Origin of the sequence: Arthrobacter sp. 260, assembly GCF_013116745.1 — a bacterium.
Classification (GTDB): Bacteria; Actinomycetota; Actinomycetes; order Actinomycetales; family Micrococcaceae; genus Arthrobacter_D.
In genome coordinates, this window is sequence record NZ_JABFOE010000019.1 from 1 (window position 1) to 16,633 (window position 16,633).

Here is a 16,633-nt window from a genome sequence, read left to right on the forward strand (position 1 = left end):
GGGGGGGGGTGGTTTTTCCCCCCCCCTACTCCCCCCGGGCTTGGGCAGTTTTGGGGGGGGGGGGGGTCTTTTTCCCCCCCCCCTTTGTGTTGTTGGGGGGGGGGGGGCCGCCTCTCCCCCCCCCCCGCGCGCGTGTGGGGGGTGCTGCGGGGAGGTGGCGGCCGATTCGGGCGTTGGGGGCGGGTTGAGAAGCCCTCACCCCGCCACATCTGTACCCGGGATCCCCAGACGACGGCGGCCCGTCCACCCCAACCCGCCAGGGCTGCACAAATTCTTCAGCAACCCCTTCCGCTCGGGCGCCACTATGCCAGACTTGGACCATGCTTGTAGCCTTCTCAGTTGCCCCGGCCGGACACGGCACCACCACAGGCGAAAACGCCGACGGTTCGGTCCACGATGCGGTGGCCGAAGCCGTGAAGATTGTCCGCGACTCGGGCCTGCCGAACCAGACCGACTCGATGTTCACCACCATCGAGGGCGACTGGGATGAGGTGATGGAGGTGATCAAACGGGCCACCGAGGCTGTCGGCAAGTACGGCAGCCGTGTCTCACTGGTCCTGAAAGCCGACATCCGGCCCGGCTATTCGGGTGAGCTCACCGGCAAGGTGGAACGCCTTGAGCAGGCAATTGACGAGATGGATGAGTACCAGGGCCATTCATGATCGGAAGGGCTGACCAATGACTGGAAGGGCTGACCAATGACCGGATGGGCCGACGTCGAGCGCTACCTGGTGGACACAGTGGTCCACCCGGACGGCGCATTGGTCAACGCCGTTGAGGCGACAGCCCACGCGGGGATGCCAGCGATCGAAGTGACCCCCACCCAGGGGAAGTTCCTGATGCTGTTGGCGAAGATCGCCGGTGCCCGCCGGGTCCTCGAAATCGGTACCCTCGGCGGGTTCAGCACCATCTGGCTGGCCCGGGGGATTCCCGACGACGGCACTGTCGACACCTGCGAGTACGAGCAGGCCCACGCCGACGTCGCCCGCAGAAACCTTGACCTGGCGGGAGTGGGTAAGAAGGTCACCATCCACGTGGGTGCGGCGCTCGACACGCTGCCCACCTTGGCCGGGCCCTACGACCTGTTCTTCATCGACGCCGACAAGGTCAACAACCCGCGGTATCTCGACTGGGCCATCCGGCTCTCCCGGCCCGGCAGTGTCATTGTGCTCGACAACGTGGTGCGCGGGGGATCGGTCCTGGAGGCTGACGGGGACGAGGCGGTGCAGGGCACCCGTGGTGCGCTCGAACTGCTGGGCTCGCACCCCCAGCTGGAGGCGACGGCGCTGCAGACCGTGGGTTCCAAGGACTGGGACGGGTTGGCGTTGGCCGTGGTGGTAGCTGCCGCGCCCTAAACTGGACTGGTGAAATTTTCCATCCGCCGGGCGTCACCCGATGACGCCGAAGCGTACTCGCGCACGCACCTTCAGGGCCTGCACGAGACCTACGCCCAGATCATGCCACCGGCATTCCATCGCCATTACGACGCCGAACTTCCGGTCCTGATTGCCAAGCGACGTGAAGCTCTTGAGGCCGGCGCGGCGAGTTGGCTGGCATTCGACGAGGCGGGGGCAGCGGTGGGCATCGCGACCTCGGGGCCCGGGCGCGACGACGACCGCCCCGACTTTGAGTTGCACCACATCTACACCCTCGCCTCGACCCACGGCACCGGCCTGGGCCAGCAACTGCTGGACGCAGCGATCGAGGACCAGGCAGCGTACCTGTGGATATTGAACGGCAACCCCCGGGCTGAGCGCTTCTACCTCCGCAATGGGTTTGAACCCGATGGCACGTCTACCCTGTGCGGGCCCACCTGGCACCATCGCCCCATGTTCAGGATGCACCGGCAGCAACAGGTAACCGGCGGCCACGAACGGACAGCGGCGGTAGATTCACGGCAGTGACTGATGCACAGGTGATTCCGGCTCCGGTGCGGCTAGCATGACAACCATGTCCCCGTTCACGATCCGGCCAAGCGCCTCCGACGAGGTGGAAGCCATGCTCCGCATGAAGAACCTCGCGTGGCGGCAAACCTATACCGGCCAGCTGAGCGACGCTGCGTTTGACCGGCTCGACGCGGAACTGCCCGCACAGGCGGCCCACTGGCAGGACAGTATCAGGCAGGGCGCCCAGCCTCCGCTGGTAGCGACCGATGCCCGCGGCGACATCGTCGGGGTCGCCGCTGGTGGGCCTGCGCGCGGCGACAACCCCCCGGCAGAGGTCGAGCTGTATATGGTCTATGTGCTGGCGGAGGCGCACGGCACCGGGCTAGGCCAGCAGTTGGTAAGCGGTGCTATCGGCGCAGCCCCGGCCTTCGTCTGGGTTTTGGAGAGCAACGCCCGGGCGATTGCGTTTTACCGGAAGCTCGCTTCACCCCAGATGGAACCGCTGAACCCCTGTCAGACCAGTGGAATCACCAGCGCGAGCTGCGCATGGTCCGGGCAATGACGCCGTGACCGTGACTGTCCGCCGGGCGACCCCCGACGACGCCGGCGCCCTGGTGGAGCTGCATAACCGGACGTGGCGTGAGGCCTACGGCCACCTGGGCCCGCCCGAATTCTTCGACGCACGGGAAGCCCGCGCCGCCGCCGACGCCGCAGATCGTCGCCGGGAGCTTGAAGACGGCATACCGTGGATGGTCGCAGTCGACGAGGATGACACGCTCGTCGGGTTGGCGCTCGCGGGCCCCAGCCGGGACACGGACCGGGACGGAACTGAGTTGTACTTCCTCTACGCGCTCCAGCGCTTCTACGGCCGTGGAGTGGGCCCGGCGCTGCTTGCCGAAACGCTCGGTGAGCAGGCGGCAAGCCTCTGGGTGCTGGAAGTGAACCACCGGGCTACCGCCTTCTACGTTAGGAACCGGTTCGTCGCCGACGGTGCCCGACGGAAGGTCAGGACCGAGGGATCCGACCTTCAGGAGATCAGGATGGTGCGTCACTAATGGGCAGGCAACGTGCGCCCCGCCCGGGCGCCTCGAGAGCGGCGGCTGAGAATGACACGGGACCGGTCGCCGGAATCTATGAGACGGACACCGGCACGTGCGAGCTGGAACCCGATCCGTTCAATCCCAACGGTTGGATCCTCAAGGTCAACGGGGTGCCGAGTTCCCACATCGATCTGAGCGACCCGCTGCGGCTCGACTTTGAGTACATGCGGTGGATTGCGGCACTCGTCGAATCCCGCCAGCGGGACCCCCTTCGGGGTGAGGGTGCTCCGCTGCGCGCACTGCACCTTGGCGGCGGCGCGTGCTCGCTGGCACGCTATCTGGCAGCGGCATTTCCCGAAGCGCGCCAGGTGGTGGTGGAGCTCGACGGAAAGCTCGCCGGGCTGGTGCGTGACTGGTTCGATCTGCCGCGGGCCCCCCTGGTGCGCATCAGAGTGGGGGAGGCGAGGGAAGTGACCGAGTCCCTTACCGCTGGCAGCCGGGACCTGATCATCCGTGACGTCTTTGCCGGCAGCACCACCCCGCGCCCCCTGACCACCCTCGAGTTCACCCAGCATGCCAGCCGGGTCCTGAGTGAGGGCGGCCTTTACCTGGTGAACTGCGGTGACTCGCCAGCCCTTGCCGGGGCACGCCGGGAGGCGGCCACGATCGGCGAGGTCTTCAAACACACAGCGATCATCGCCGACCCGGCGATGCTCAAAGGCCGGCGCTACGGGAACGTGATCATCGCGGGTAGCGACAGCCCGCTGGACCAGGACCCGGGTCTGGCACGGGTGCTGCTGGGCGGTGGTGTACCTGCCCACGTCTGGGATGACACGCGCGTGCGGAAGTTCAGCAACGGAGCCCGGGTGATCCGCGACCAGTAGCCCGACCGGACGCTCAGGGGTCCTCAGTGCGTCGTGTGTCTGCCCAATAGATGGTCTTCGTAGGCGGTAGTGGCCTCCCGCAATGACGCAACCACGGCAGCGACCGCTGGCTGCCGGAGCGAATCAGGCCTCGCCACCAGCCAGTACGCGAGCCGCTCGGCAATCTGGTCGGGGAGCAGGCGAACAAGATCGAGGTGGCGGTCGGCCATGAAGCACGGCAGCAGACCGATTCCCGCGCCAAAACGGGTTGCCTCCACGTGGACAAAGACGTTAGTTGAACTGAGCGAATCCCTCATGGCCGGGAGCAGGCGGCGCGGAGTGTCGAGGCTATCAACCTGCAGCATTGAATCGATGAAGTAGACCAACTGGTGCTCGGTGGCTTCAGCCACGGTCTGTGGCGTCCCCCAGTCGGCTAGGTAGTCGCGCGATGCATAGAGTCCCAGCATGTATTCACCCAGGCGGATGGCTTCCGCTCGATGCACCTGCGGCTCACCGACCACCACCTCCAGGTCGAGCCCGCTGCGGGTCTGCGATGCGCGGCGGGTTGCTGCAACGATCTCGATCGACAGTCGCGGGTGCAGCCGCCGCAACCGGGCAAAGGCTGGCGCGGCAATGTAGGCGCTGAACCCGTCGGTGGCGCTCATGCGGACGACGCCTGCAACGGGGGCCCCGTCGTCGTCCCCGTTGGTGAGTATCGACACCGCCGAGGCCACCCGTTCCGCAGCAGCGACCGCCCGGTGCCCCAACTCCGTGAGTTCCCACCCTCCGCTGGCCCGGACAAGCACATGGCCGCCGAGGCTCTTCTCCAGGGCCGCGATCCGACGGGAGACGGTCGTATGGTTCACCCCGAGGGCGTCCGCGGCGGTAGTGAAACGACCACTGTGCGAAACGTTGAGCAGGATCAGCAGGTCGTCAGGGTTCAGCGGGGTCATATCTGCATTTTTGCACCTCCTTGGTGCGATCTTGGTCATTGATCTGCATCAAATCTGCAGCAATACTCAATGAGGTTGTCCGTGGGGTGACGTCAGTCACAACATCACGCAGTATGCATCGTGTCACCGTCGACACAGAAGGAGAACGCCATGAGCGTCAATCAACGCTCCGCCCAGCCCGGGCCTCAAGGGTCCACCGGCCACGACCGAACCGACGAATCGGGCCTGAAGAAGGTTGTCGCCGCCTCAATGGTGGGAACCGTTGTCGAGTGGTACGAATTCTTTCTCTACGCCACGGCAGCGACCCTGGTATTCGCCGTCGTCTTCTTCCCCAACGCTGCCACCCCGCTGGACGGCATCATCGCCGCGTTCCTGACCTACGCCGTCGGCTTCATCGCCCGCCCGCTCGGCGGGATCTTCTTCGGCCAGATCGGGGACAAGCTCGGCCGCAAACACACCCTGCAGGTGACGATAATCCTGGTGGGTGTCGCCACCTTCCTGATGGGCTGCCTGCCGGGCTTCAACACCATCGGCTACTGGGCGCCCGCCCTGCTGGTGGTCCTGCGCTTCATCCAGGGATTCGCGGTCGGCGGTGAGTGGGGCGGAGCTGTCCTGCTGGTTGCCGAGCACAGCCCCAACAAGTCCCGCGGCTTCTGGGCCAGCTGGCCACAGGCGGCCGTGCCGGTAGGAAACCTGCTCGCCACGGTAGTGCTCCTGACCATGTCCTTCATTCTGCCGGAGGACGAATTCCTCGCCTGGGGCTGGCGCGTGGCGTTCTGGCTCTCGGCAGTCATCGTGGTGATTGGCTACTACATCCGGACCCACGTCAGCGAAGCCCCGATCTTCCTGGAGGCCCGCGAGCAGGTGGAGCGGGAGAAGTCGATAAACTACGGGGTCCTTGAGGTAGTGAAGAAATACCCCAAGGGAATCCTCGGAGCCATGGGCCTGCGGTTCGCCGAGAACATCCTGTACTACATCATCGTCAGCTTCTCGATCGTCTACCTCAAGACCGTCCACGAGTACGACACCAGCCAACTCCTCCTCGCGCTTCTGATCGCCCACGTGGTTCACTTCCTGGTGATCCCGCAGGTGGGCCGGTTGTCCGACCGGTTCGGCCGGAAACCTGTCTACCTGGCGGGAGCAATCCTTGGGGCGACGTGGGCGTTCTTCGCCTTCCCGATGTTCGACACCCAGAACCCCGTGATCATCATCCTGGCCGTCACCATCGGTCTGTGCTTCCACGCCCTGATGTACGCGGGCCAACCAGCGATCATGGCGGAAATGTTCCCCACCCGGATGCGGTACTCGGGCGTCTCCCTGGGTTACCAGGTGACGTCGATCATCGCCGGATCGATGGCGCCCATCATCGCGACCGCCATCCTGCAGGAGACCGGCTCCTGGGTGGGGGTTGCCCTGTACGTCCTCGGCGCCTGCGTGGTCACCGGAATCGCCGTCGTGACCCTGCGCGAAACCAGGGGTATCTCTCTGCGCGACGTCGACGCCGAAGACGCGCACCGGCACGGACTCTCGGCACCCCAGGGCGCCAGCTGATGGTCGCCTCACGCCCGCAGCAACCGGCGGCATCGGGGAGCACCGGCGGGCAGCCACTTGCCGGGCGCCGGGCGCTGGTGACCGGCGGCGCCAGCGGCATCGGTGCTGCGACAGTGCGCGCCCTCGCCGCGCAGGGCGCGTTCGTGACGGTGGCCGACCGGGATGGCGATGGCGCGGCCACCCTGGCGAGTGAGGTTGACGGCGACGCCTGGACGGTGGACCTGCTGCACACCCGGGAACTGGAGGACCTCTCCCTCGATGTGGACATCCTGGTCAACAACGCGGGGATCCAGTCCGTACAGCCGATCCACAAGTTTGACCCAGCCGATTTCCGGCGCATTCACACCCTGATGCTGGAGGCACCCTTCCTGCTGATCCGCGCGGCACTGCCGGGGATGTACGAGAGGGGATTCGGACGGATCATCAATGTGTCTTCCATCCACGGGCTCCGGGCCTCACCGTTCAAGGCGGCGTATGTCTCCGCGAAGCACGGCCTCGAGGGGCTGTCCAAGGTGACAGCTCTCGAAGGCGGGGAGCACGGTGTGACGAGCAACTGTGTGAACCCCGGGTACGTGCGCACACCGCTGGTCGAGAATCAGATCAGTGACCAGGCGCGACTGCATGGGATTTCCGAGGAGGACGTGCTCGCGACCATCATGCTGACGGAGAGCGCGATCAAACGGATGGTCGAGCCGGAGGAAGTGGCAGGCCTCGTGTGCTGGCTGGCTTCCGACCTGGCAGGCATGGTGACCGGTTCGTCCTATGTGATGGACGGTGGCTGGTCGGCCCGCTGACCGATTGAACTGGCGCTAGCGCAGGCCCAGCGCCAGTTCAATCGGCCCAATCCCGAAGAACACGACGAACGCGCCAGCGACAGCCCACATCAGGGGGTGGATCTCCCGTGCCCGGCCCTGGAAGGTGCGTACCAGGACATAGGCGATGAACCCGGCCCCCAGCCCGTTGGCGATCGAGTAGGTGAACGGCATCAGGATGAAGGTCAGGAACGCCGGGATGGCGACGCCCCAGTCCTGCCAGTCGATCCGGCCGACCTGCGCCACCATCATGAACCCGACGACGACGAGGGCGGGCGCCACCGCCTCGAACGGCACCAGGGAGATCAGCGGGGTAAAGAACATCGCCAGCAGGAACAGGACACCCGTGACAATGTTGGCAATGCCGGTGCGCGCACCCTCGCCGATCCCGGCGCCGGATTCGACGTAGATCTGGTTGGAGGACACGGACCCGGCACCACCGGCGACTGCGCCAAGAGCGTCGACCACGAGGACCCTGTTGACGCCCGGGATGTTCCCCTTCTTGTCCACCAGCTTCGCCTCGTTGGCCAGCCCCACCATGGTGCCCATGGCGTCGAAGAAGATGCTCAACAGGATGGTGAAGGTCAGCAGCAGTGCTGCGGTAGCCCCGATCGTGCCGAAGGCGCCGAACAGGCTCACGTTGCCGATCAGGGACAGGTCCGGAACTCCCACCCACGATCCGGTCGGAATCTCGGGTACCACCAGGGACCAGCCCTGCGCGTTAGCACCGTCGGGGCCGACGCTTGGGCCCACGTTGGCGACTGCTTCAATGATGACGGCGAGGATGGTGGAGGCAATCACACCAATCAGGATCCCGCCGCGGACCTTCCGAACCACCAGGGCGATGGTGAGAATCAGCCCGAACACGAAGACGAGCGTGGGCCAGCCGAGCAGTGCTCCCTCGAAGCCCAGGCCCACCGGGACGGTGGTTTGTGCGTCGTCGGGGACCCTCCTGACAAATCCTGCATTGACCAGGCCGATCAAGGCAATAAACAAACCGATGCCGACCACGATCGCGGTCTTGAGGCTTTCGGGGACGGCGTTGAAAACGGCGGTCCGGAAGCCGGTGAGGACCAGAATCAACATGGTCAGCCCAGCAAGCATCACCAGGCCCATGACCTGTGGCCACGTCAGTTCAGGGTTGGTGGCCACGGTGATCGCGACGAAGGCGTTCACACCGAGTCCGGTGGCCAGTGCGAAAGGATACTTAGCCCATGCACCCATCACAATCGTCAGGATTCCGGCCACGAGCGCTGTCACTGCCGCAACCCGTTCGAAACCCAGTTCAGCACCGGAGGAGTCTGCTCCCGCCAGAATGAGCGGGTTGAGGACCACGATGTAGCTCATGGCGAAGAAAGTGGCCACCCCACCGCGGATCTCCCGCGCGTAGGTGCTGCCTCGCTGGGAGACTTCGAAATAGCGGTCCAGTACGGAACCCTTTTTGAGCATGGTCATTCCTTGAACGAAGTGGGGAGGTCTGCCGGTTGATTCTATCTGCTGCTCGCCGGTCTTCCGCTTCTTCCCAGCGAGCTGACAGGACCGGCACGTAGAGTTTCCGTATGAGTAGCACCAACTCCCGTTCTGCACGGGCCGCAGCCAGCAATGTCCTCGTCAGGGTGCCCGCCCTGTTAGCCGCGATGTTGCTGGTGGTCTTGATGACAGCATTGGGCTCCGCGTCCACTGCCAACGCCCACGACGAGCTGGTCGGCAGCAACCCCGAGGACGGAGCAAGCGTTGAGCAGCTCCCCGAGGCGATTGAGCTGACCTTTTCCAACGTACCGTCAGGGATCGGCTCGGAAGTTGAAGTCCTTGACCAGACAGGCGGCAACTGGGCCGACGGGGACGTCGCCATCGTCGATCGGGTGGCAAGCCAACCGCTCCGCACGGGAGCGCCTGCCGGAGAGTACACGGTGAACTGGCGAGTGGTTTCCTCGGATTCGCACCCCATTGAAGGCACCTTCACCTTCACCGCTACTGCTGCGGGTACAGCCCAATCCCCGTCGGCCGCAGTAGGCACCCAGGGGCCCATCGAAATCGAGGAAGCCGAGCAGACGGCCCAGGGTGATTTCCCGTGGAGCATTGTGGTGATGGTGGTGGTTCTGATCGGACTTGCTGTCTTCCTGGCAGTCTCAGCACGGAAGCGGTTGCGGCAAGGATCTGATTCCTAGCACTTTCATCGGGATCGGTATGCCGATCCTATTTGCAGGCTCCTTCCGTTAGTAATGTTCTTCCAGTGTTATATGGGCATTTTCGGTAATCGAGACACCCGCAAGATAACGAAAGAACATCAATTCCCGGAGGCAGTCTGACGTGCAGCTCTGACGTCGATAATCCCTGAGTCCATCGGGATCGAGGCGTGTTCAGGACATGCCCGACGGCGCTGAGGTCGCCATCAAACAGCGCCGTTTCGGGCCCCTATGCGGGGTTCAGCCGCGCCTGGAGCGTGTCATCACCGGTATATTGAGTTACTCAATACCGCTGATTGTGATCGCCGAATTTGGACTGAGGCCATTGTTGCCCGTCCTCGTCTGCAAATATGCAGGCTTATTTTTCGATTTATTTGAGGTCCGCAGGGCGCGCATTTAAATGCCCTGGCCACCTGGTGCGATTACACCCTATGGTGCCATTCAGCGTTCCATGCAAGTGCAAATTGTGCTGCCCAGGGCAGTCATCGAAAAGGCAACGCAGAGCGAGGAGCAAGATTACTGTGCCAGTCATTGAGGCCCAAGGGGTCTTCAAGATTTTCGGGAACAGACCCGTTCGCGCTGTCGAACGTTTGCGTGCGGGGGCCACACGTGAACAACTCCGCAAGGACAACCTGACCCCGGCCGTCATCGATGCCACTTTCGATGTCGCTGAGGGCGAGATCTTTGTGGTGATGGGCTTGTCCGGGTCCGGAAAGTCGACCCTGATCAGGATGGTCAACGGCCTGCTCGTGCCAACGGCCGGGTCGATGAGCATCGCTGGCGATGACATCACTCGCCTGAAGGGTAAGGACCTGCGGCGGGTGAGGCGGGAGAAGGTCAGCATGGTCTTCCAGCACTTTGCGCTTTTGCCCCACCGAACGGTGGGGGAGAACGCTGCCTACGGGTTGAAGGTGCAGGGCTTGAACCGTTCCGAGCGGGAGAAGAAGGCCGAGGAGGCACTGCGGCTGGTCGGGCTGGATGGATGGGCTGGGTCGCTCCCCGGCGAGCTGTCAGGCGGAATGCGCCAGCGCGTGGGATTGGCCCGTGCGTTGGCAGCAGAGACTGACGTGATGTTGATGGATGAGGCGTTCAGCGCGCTCGATCCACTCATCCGACGGGAGATGCAGGACCAGCTGGTCGAGCTGCAGCACAAGCTCGGCAAGACCATCCTGTTCATCACCCATGACCTCAACGAAGCGATGCGGCTCGGCGACAGAATAGCGATGATGCGCGACGGGCGGATTGTGCAGATCGGGACCACCGAACAAATCCTGAACGATCCCGCCAATGACTACGTAGCCCAGTTTGTCCAGGACGTTGATCGGACGCGGGTGCTTACCGCATCTGCTGTCATGGAGCCCGCCGTGGCCGTGCTCGGGAACGAACAAGGCCCCCGGGCTGCCCACAAGCTTCTGAGGGAACATCAGCTCTCCAGTCTGATGGTGGTCGGCCGGGATAAGACACTGCATGGGATCGTGCATGAGCAGGACGTTGCGGTCGCCGTTTCACGGGGCTCTGACACCCTCGAAGGGCTGCTGCGGTCGGCGGCGACGGTCCGTCTGGACACGCCACTCGCCGACATGCTGACCGCTGCGGCGGAGAGCGTCGTAGCACTGGCTGTCGTTGATAACGAGGGCCGGCTCAGCGGAGTGATCCCGCGGGTCACCCTGCTCAACGCGCTCGGCGACCCCAACGCGACAGTTGAACATATCGGCCCCGACCAGGAGGTGATGGCGTGAGCCTCGCAACCGGCCGCACCGACAGCGAATTAGTGCCCCGTATCCCCGTCGGCGAAGGCATCGAGACGGTCTTTGACTGGGTGGACGACAACCTGGGCAGCTTCTTCACCTCCGTCCGCGATGTGATTCTGGGAGCCACCGACGGTCTGGCCGACGCGCTTAACACGCCGGCTCCGTTTGTGATGGTGATCCTGTTTTCATTCCTGGGGTTACTGGTCAAGGACTGGAAGTTCGCCCTCGTGTCGTTGGTGGGTCTCACATTCGTTATCAGCGTCGACCAGTGGGAGAACGCGATGACGACGCTTGCCCTGGTGCTGATTGCCACTTTTATTGCGCTGGTCATAGCCATTCCGCTCGGTGTCACCGCTGCAAAGTCGAATTCGATGAGCAACGCGATCCGCCCGGTGATGGACCTGATGCAGACCATGCCGGCCTTTGTCTGGCTGGTACCGGTGGTCACCCTCTTCAGCATTGGTGTTGCTGGCGGTGTCGTTGCCACAGTCATCTTCGCGTTGCCTCCGGGTGTCCGGCTCACCGAGCTGGGTATCCGCCAGGTGGACTCCGAGGTGGTGGAGGCGGGGCACGCGTTCGGCAGCACTCCGGGGCAGATCCTGCGCGGCATACAGCTGCCGCTCGCACTGCCCACCATCATGGCCGGCGTGAACCAGGTGATCATGCTTGCGCTTTCCATGGCGGTCATTGCCGGACTCGTGGGGGCCGGCGGCCTTGGCGGTGCCGTGACCTCCTCAATCTCGCAACTCGACATAGGACTTGGCTTCGAAGCAGGCCTGTCGGTAGTGGTATTGGCCATCTTCCTGGATCGGGTAACGGCAGGCGTGGGCGACGGCAGGTCGGACCGCGACCGCCGACTTATGCGGGCAATAGCCAGGATTTTCGGTCGCCAAGGGGCGAAGCCGGTACCGCAAACCACCAAATCTTGACCCTCCAACCACTCCACGAGCACCGGTTCCAACGGTGCTCTCCGATGAATAAGGAAAGAAGATCAATGACTAACAAACTACGCACACGACGCGTCGGAGTACTTGCAGCACTGATGACAGTTGCTCTCGGAGTATCAGCCTGCGGCGGATCAGATGCGTCCAGTGACGAGGGAACCGACGATGCGGCACAGGCCATCACCCTGGGTATCATCCCCTCCTGGACCGACGGGCTGAGCACCGCCTACTTGTGGGAGAACATCCTTGAAGCTGAGGGAATCGACGTCGAGATCCAGGAACTGAGCGAGGCCGCCCCCCTTTACACTGGCCTCTCGAACGGGGACGTCGACGTCTACCCCTCTGGCTGGTCCGAAGCAACCCACGCCCAGTACATGGAAGAGTACGGCGACGACATCGAGGATCTTGGCGCCTACTACGACAACGCCAAGCTCACGTTCGCCGTCCCGGAATACACTGATATCGATTCGATCGCTGACCTCACCGGCAACGCCGATATGTTCGACGGCCGAATCGTCGGCATCGAACCGGGAGCCGGCCTCACTGCCGTGACCAAGGACGACGTCATGCCCGCCTACGGCCTTGAGGACGACTATGAGCTCGTCGAGTCGTCAACGACGGCGATGCTGACGGAACTGCAGAGCGCCGTCGACGCCGAGGAAGACATTGTGGTGACCCTGTGGAAGCCTTTCTGGGCAAACAGTTCCTTCCCCCTGAAGGATCTTGAGGACCCCGAGGCTGCACTCGGCCCGGTTGAGGGATTGCACACCCTGGCGCGGACCGGGTTCACCGAGGATTTCCCGGAGATCGCCGAAATGATGACCAACTTCAAGCTCGACGACGACCAGTACGGTCAGCTGGAGAACCTCGTCGTCAACGAGTTCGGGTCAGGCCAGGAAGCTGAAGCCGTAGAGCAGTGGCTCGAGGAGAACCCTGATTTCATCGATGGCCTAAAGGGCTAGCACTCAGCTGGATTTTTCAGGGGTGGCACCCTGCGGCGGGAGGATCGGACATGCTCCGGTCCTCCCGCCGTCGTCGGCGCCCGGTCGGTATTACCGGCAACGCCGGGACGCTGACTAGACGCTGATGGCCCGGGTAGGGACAAGCAGCGGTGGATGCTGAACTATCGCGGTGCTGACCAGTTTCGCCTGCCGCACAATTTCCCGGGTGGTGGGGCTCAGCAGTTCACCGACACCCACCAGATGCAGGCCGATCGCCTGGGTGGCCGACTTCAGGTCATGGCCCACTGCGAGTCCGAGGGAGAGCAGAAACCGGCGGAGCTGGTTTTGGGGGTACTTCGTCAGGACCACATGGTCGGCTAACAGCACGCCGCAATCAGTTTGGACTGCCCACTTCTTCGCTCCCAGTATTGGCGCGGGCAGCAGCTTCGAATGCCCAACCACGCACAGATTCTCGGCGAGCGTGCTGTGACGGATATCCAATGAATGACTGCTGGCATACCCGCGCAGCAATCGAAGCAGCTCGGTTCGTTCCGACAGGGACACCGAATCAGTGAGCGCGGTCCGGGACAGCTGCCCGGTGTCCACCGGGTCCAGGCACTCCACCACGATGGAGTGGATGCCCCGTCGGCTCAACTCGCTGGCCACCGCCAAGCCGGGAAGTCCCGAGCCGATCACCACAGTGGTGGTGAGTTCCGCACCGCCATGCACGGCTGAGCGTGTGACCACGGTTCCGGGCATCGGTGAACTCACAGGTAGACCTCCGGGGGATGGTGTAATTCCGCACGGCCCGGCGCCTCTTCCGGGCCGTGCGGACACTTGGCTGCGAACGGGTCAACCAAGCGCACTTCGTTACAGACGACCCACAAGTGGCTCATTCCAGTAACGATTTCTCGAAGCGTACATAACTTTGGGCACGGTGAATAGTCCTATGCGGGAGAGTAGGCTTTGAAATAGTTTGGCGGCGGTTCGCGATTGTCGACTGGACGCCGGAGTTTGTGACCGTAGGGAGGCGTGGCCATGGAAAAGGCACAGTCTGAGAATGGTGTGAACAGTCGCTACGGCAGCGGGATCGTCGTCGGCGTGGACGGGTCCGACCAGAGCCAGTGTGCACTGGTCTGGGCGGCCCACGAGGCCGAGCGCAGAGGCACCCGCCTGAGCGTTGTGACGGCCTACACGGTTCCGGTGTTCGCGGCCTCCAGCATGGACGCCGGATACGCCACCATCGATGACGCCGTCATCCGCGAGGGTGCCGAAGCAGTGGTGAACCAGGCCGTCGAGCGCATCAAGGGGCACCCCATCGACGTTGTTCCCCGGGTGGAAGCTGGCGACGCCGCCGGGGTGCTCTTGGAGCTCTCCGAGGAAGCCGAGCTGATTGTGGTGGGCTCCCGGGGACGTGGCGGCTTTGTCGGACGGCTGCTGGGATCGGTGAGCAGCGCGGTACCCGGACATGCCAAGTGCCCCACTGTAGTGATTCCGCTGTGCGCCGCCCGCCGCCTCCATGAGGCAGGTGTGGAACCGCCCCGGATGAAGGGTGAGCCGGGCCCCACCGCGGATCAGGTGGAGAAGGTGGTTGTGGTGGGTGTTGACGGTTCGGAACAGGCTCGTATGGCCTCCCTGGCCGCAGCCGAACAGGCGGTCTCACGGGGGATGCCACTACGGGTGGTCTGTTCACTTCCGCCGTTTACCGGGTCACTTGCGTGGGTGCCGGCGCCCCTGGACCGGGAGGCGCTGCACGCTGACATCCGGGTTCAGCTGAACGCCGGGAAGAAGTGGCTGCAGAGCCACTTCCCGGGCCTGGAGATCTCAGTTGACCTCCTCGATGGACCGCCGGTGGAAGTGCTCATCGAATCCTCCCGGACTTCTGAGTTGCTGGTGGTCGGCACCCGAGGGCGCGGAGGCTTTGCGGGAATGCTGCTCGGCTCCACTAGTCAGGGAGTACTGCATCATGCCAAGGGACCGGTGCTGGTTGTCCCCGACAGTGATGACCCCCGGCTTCAGGACCGCGAAAAGTTCGGACCGATGGTTGTACCTACCAGCTGATCAATCGGTAGCCGGTGCTTTAGAACCTGGCCACCAGTGGGTAGAGGTTCGGCATTCCGCCCATATGGGCCAGATCGGTCACCAGGATGCCCTGGGACTCGTTAAGGGCGTTGACCACGCGGTTGTTCCCCACGTAGATACCCACGTGATAGAAGTTTCCCGGTGTCCCCCAGAACACCAGGTCCCCTGGCTGTGCCTGGGCCAGCGGGACGTGGTTGGAGGTGGCTGCGTACTGGGCGGTAGCCACCCGTGGGAGTGAGATGCCGCCGGACGCGAAGGCTTGCTGTACCAGGCCAGAGCAGTCGAAGCCGAGCGGCCCGGTTCCACCCCACTGGTAAAAGTGCGGAGACCCAGTCTTGGACATGGCATAGCTGATGGCTGCTGAGACAGCGCCACCGTCGGAAGGCGGTGGTGCGGGTGCCGGCGGCGCTGGTGCTGGCGGCGCTGGCGCCGGGGTGGGTTCTGGCGCAGGAGGTGACGGGGCGGGTGCCGGCGGCCGTGGCACGGGAGTGTGCGAAGGCTCGGGTGTGGGCTCCGGGGCCTGGACCGGAGGCGTGGGCACTGGCCGGCGGTTGGGGGCGGGAGTGCTCGGCGCTGGCTCTTCCGCGGCAGGTGTGGGGGGCACGATTGCCGCGGGTGCCGCCGGCTGGGCCTCAATTGACTCCTCCGCGGCCAGCTCAGCCGCCGCAGCGCGCTCAGATTCGGCGATAATCCGGGCCAGGTCGCGCTCGCGCTGTTGGGCCTCGAGACCGGAGATCCGGCGCTCCTCCAGGGCGGCTGTGGTGTCGCGCAGTGATGCAAGCTGCTCAACCAGGATGGCCCGTTCGGATTCCCGCTCGGCTACCAACCGTTCCGCGGCCGCGGTGGCGCGCTGGTTTGCCTCTCCCGCAGAGCGTGCCGCGTCTGCGGCGTCTGCTGCTGCCTCACGTGCAGCAGAAGCGTCAGTGCGGAGGGCATCCCAGGTGTTCGCGGCCGTCCGTGCGTTGGTGAACGTGGTGGCCCGATTGGCTGACAGGCCGTACATGGTGGAGGCCCGGTACATCAGCTCATCAGGGTCGTCGCTGCTCAGCAGCATGGTCATGCCAGGGGTAACACCCCCGGACCGGTACAGGTCGCCAGCCAGCTGGCCGACCTCGGCTGTCGCGGCCTCATGACCGGCGGCCGCCTCATCAGCAAGTGCGGTAGTGGCAACGGCTGTGGCGCGACGCTCCTCCAGGACCGCGAGGGCGTCGACGTACGCGCCCTGAGATTCCATGGCCGTGGTCTGGGCATCCTGCAGATCAGCCGTAGCTGCAGCGAGGGTGTCCTCGATCTCTGTTACCAGGGCGGTGGTCGCCGCTGTGCTCTCCAGGGCGGCAGCTACCTCCGCGGCGGAAGGGACATCCCCAGCGGGCGCGGCAACGGCGGGGGCGAGGCACACACTGCTCAGCAGGACGGTCGCCGAGAGGACGCCTGTCGCCTGCAGGGAGCGCACACGCCGCTTTCCAGATGACTGCACTATTCCTCGTATCCTCGCGCGGCATGTTACACAACAGTCACGAGAATAGGGCGGCGTATGTCACTTAAGCAACATTGGTCACACCAGTACCGTAAACGACATTCGTGTCATTTCCCGCCTTATCGGCGCGGCGTGGCGCGCATCCCC

Annotated in this window: 17 protein-coding genes; 13 read left to right on the forward strand and 4 right to left on the reverse strand. The window is 64.2% G+C overall.

Features of this window, described 5'->3' with window-relative positions:
* Positions 1-320 precede the first annotated feature (320 nt).
* The 6 genes from HMI57_RS16785 to HMI57_RS16810 are packed head-to-tail and all read left to right on the forward strand — an operon-like array spanning position 321 to position 3,810.
* On the forward strand, positions 321-662 hold the full coding sequence (locus HMI57_RS16785; protein WP_171587149.1) for a thiamine-binding protein: 342 nt from the start codon (positions 321-323) through the stop codon (positions 660-662).
* A gap of 36 nt (positions 663-698) precedes the next feature.
* Positions 699-1,355 carry an O-methyltransferase gene (locus HMI57_RS16790; protein WP_171587150.1) on the forward strand — a complete coding sequence of 219 codons (657 nt, stop codon included), beginning with the start codon at positions 699-701 and terminating at the stop codon, positions 1,353-1,355.
* A 9-nt stretch (positions 1,356-1,364) separates the two neighbouring features.
* Positions 1,365-1,904, forward strand: coding sequence for a GNAT family N-acetyltransferase (locus HMI57_RS16795; RefSeq protein WP_346655247.1), 540 nt, complete (start codon positions 1,365-1,367; stop codon positions 1,902-1,904).
* 46 nt (positions 1,905-1,950) lie between these two features.
* Positions 1,951-2,448 carry a GNAT family N-acetyltransferase gene (locus HMI57_RS16800; protein ID WP_171587151.1) on the forward strand — a complete coding sequence of 166 codons (498 nt, stop codon included), beginning with the start codon at positions 1,951-1,953 and terminating at the stop codon, positions 2,446-2,448.
* 4 nt (positions 2,449-2,452) lie between these two features.
* The gene (locus HMI57_RS16805) at positions 2,453-2,941 is read left to right on the forward strand and encodes a GNAT family N-acetyltransferase (protein WP_171587152.1); all 489 of its coding nucleotides are present in this window, start codon (positions 2,453-2,455) and stop codon (positions 2,939-2,941) included.
* Positions 2,941-3,810: a fused MFS/spermidine synthase gene (locus HMI57_RS16810; RefSeq protein WP_171587153.1), complete on the forward strand. Its 870-nt coding sequence runs from the start codon at positions 2,941-2,943 to the stop codon at positions 3,808-3,810. Before HMI57_RS16805 ends, HMI57_RS16810 begins: the two co-directional genes overlap by 1 nt.
* Positions 3,811-3,833: 23 nt before the next feature.
* Here HMI57_RS16810 and HMI57_RS16815 read toward each other — a convergent pair whose 3' ends face one another.
* A complete protein-coding gene (locus tag HMI57_RS16815) occupies positions 3,834-4,742 on the reverse strand; it encodes a LysR family transcriptional regulator (protein WP_171587154.1) in 909 nt (302 codons plus the stop codon).
* Positions 4,743-4,892: 150 nt separating this feature from the next.
* Here HMI57_RS16815 and HMI57_RS16820 point away from each other — a divergent pair, with 150 nt between their 5' ends.
* Positions 4,893-6,293, forward strand: a complete 1,401-nt coding sequence (locus HMI57_RS16820) for an MFS transporter (RefSeq protein ID WP_275690912.1) — start codon at positions 4,893-4,895, stop codon at positions 6,291-6,293.
* Complete coding sequence (locus HMI57_RS16825; protein WP_171587155.1) at positions 6,293-7,087, forward strand: 3-hydroxybutyrate dehydrogenase; 795 nt, start codon at positions 6,293-6,295, stop codon at positions 7,085-7,087. Before HMI57_RS16820 ends, HMI57_RS16825 begins: the two co-directional genes overlap by 1 nt.
* 15 nt (positions 7,088-7,102) lie before the next feature.
* Here the strand turns inward: HMI57_RS16825 and HMI57_RS16830 are convergent, their stop codons facing one another.
* Positions 7,103-8,554, reverse strand: a complete 1,452-nt coding sequence (locus tag HMI57_RS16830; RefSeq protein WP_171587156.1) for an NCS2 family permease — start codon at positions 8,552-8,554, stop codon at positions 7,103-7,105.
* Positions 8,555-8,664: 110 nt separating this feature from the next.
* Between HMI57_RS16830 and HMI57_RS16835 the strand changes: the two genes are divergently transcribed.
* The 4 genes from HMI57_RS16835 to HMI57_RS16850 all read left to right on the forward strand — a co-directional run bounded on the left by HMI57_RS16835 (position 8,665) and on the right by HMI57_RS16850 (position 12,948).
* Positions 8,665-9,273 carry a copper resistance CopC family protein gene (locus HMI57_RS16835; protein ID WP_171587157.1) on the forward strand — a complete coding sequence of 203 codons (609 nt, stop codon included), beginning with the start codon at positions 8,665-8,667 and terminating at the stop codon, positions 9,271-9,273.
* A gap of 539 nt (positions 9,274-9,812) precedes the next feature.
* Positions 9,813-11,030 carry a glycine betaine/L-proline ABC transporter ATP-binding protein gene (locus HMI57_RS16840; RefSeq protein WP_346655248.1) on the forward strand — a complete coding sequence of 406 codons (1,218 nt, stop codon included), beginning with the start codon at positions 9,813-9,815 and terminating at the stop codon, positions 11,028-11,030.
* Positions 11,027-11,971 (forward strand): ABC transporter permease subunit, encoded by a 945-nt coding sequence (locus HMI57_RS16845; protein ID WP_171587158.1) that lies wholly within the window; start codon positions 11,027-11,029, stop codon positions 11,969-11,971. The genes HMI57_RS16840 and HMI57_RS16845 overlap by 4 nt, the downstream gene beginning before the upstream one ends.
* A 65-nt stretch (positions 11,972-12,036) precedes the next feature.
* Positions 12,037-12,948 (forward strand): glycine betaine ABC transporter substrate-binding protein, encoded by a 912-nt coding sequence (locus HMI57_RS16850; protein ID WP_171587159.1) that lies wholly within the window; start codon positions 12,037-12,039, stop codon positions 12,946-12,948.
* A 114-nt stretch (positions 12,949-13,062) separates the two neighbouring features.
* On the opposite strand, the gene HMI57_RS16855 is transcribed toward HMI57_RS16850, so the two are convergent.
* Entirely contained in the window at positions 13,063-13,698 is a 636-nt protein-coding gene (locus tag HMI57_RS16855; protein WP_346655249.1) for an FAD-dependent monooxygenase, read from the reverse strand.
* 267 nt (positions 13,699-13,965) lie between these two features.
* On the opposite strand from HMI57_RS16855, the gene HMI57_RS16860 reads away from it, so the two are divergent.
* Complete coding sequence (locus tag HMI57_RS16860) at positions 13,966-14,988, forward strand: universal stress protein (RefSeq protein WP_171587160.1); 1,023 nt, start codon at positions 13,966-13,968, stop codon at positions 14,986-14,988.
* A gap of 19 nt (positions 14,989-15,007) precedes the next feature.
* On the opposite strand, the gene HMI57_RS19430 is transcribed toward HMI57_RS16860, so the two are convergent.
* Positions 15,008-16,486 carry an NlpC/P60 family protein gene (locus HMI57_RS19430; protein WP_346655250.1) on the reverse strand — a complete coding sequence of 493 codons (1,479 nt, stop codon included), beginning with the start codon at positions 16,484-16,486 and terminating at the stop codon, positions 15,008-15,010.
* Positions 16,487-16,633 lie beyond the last annotated feature (147 nt).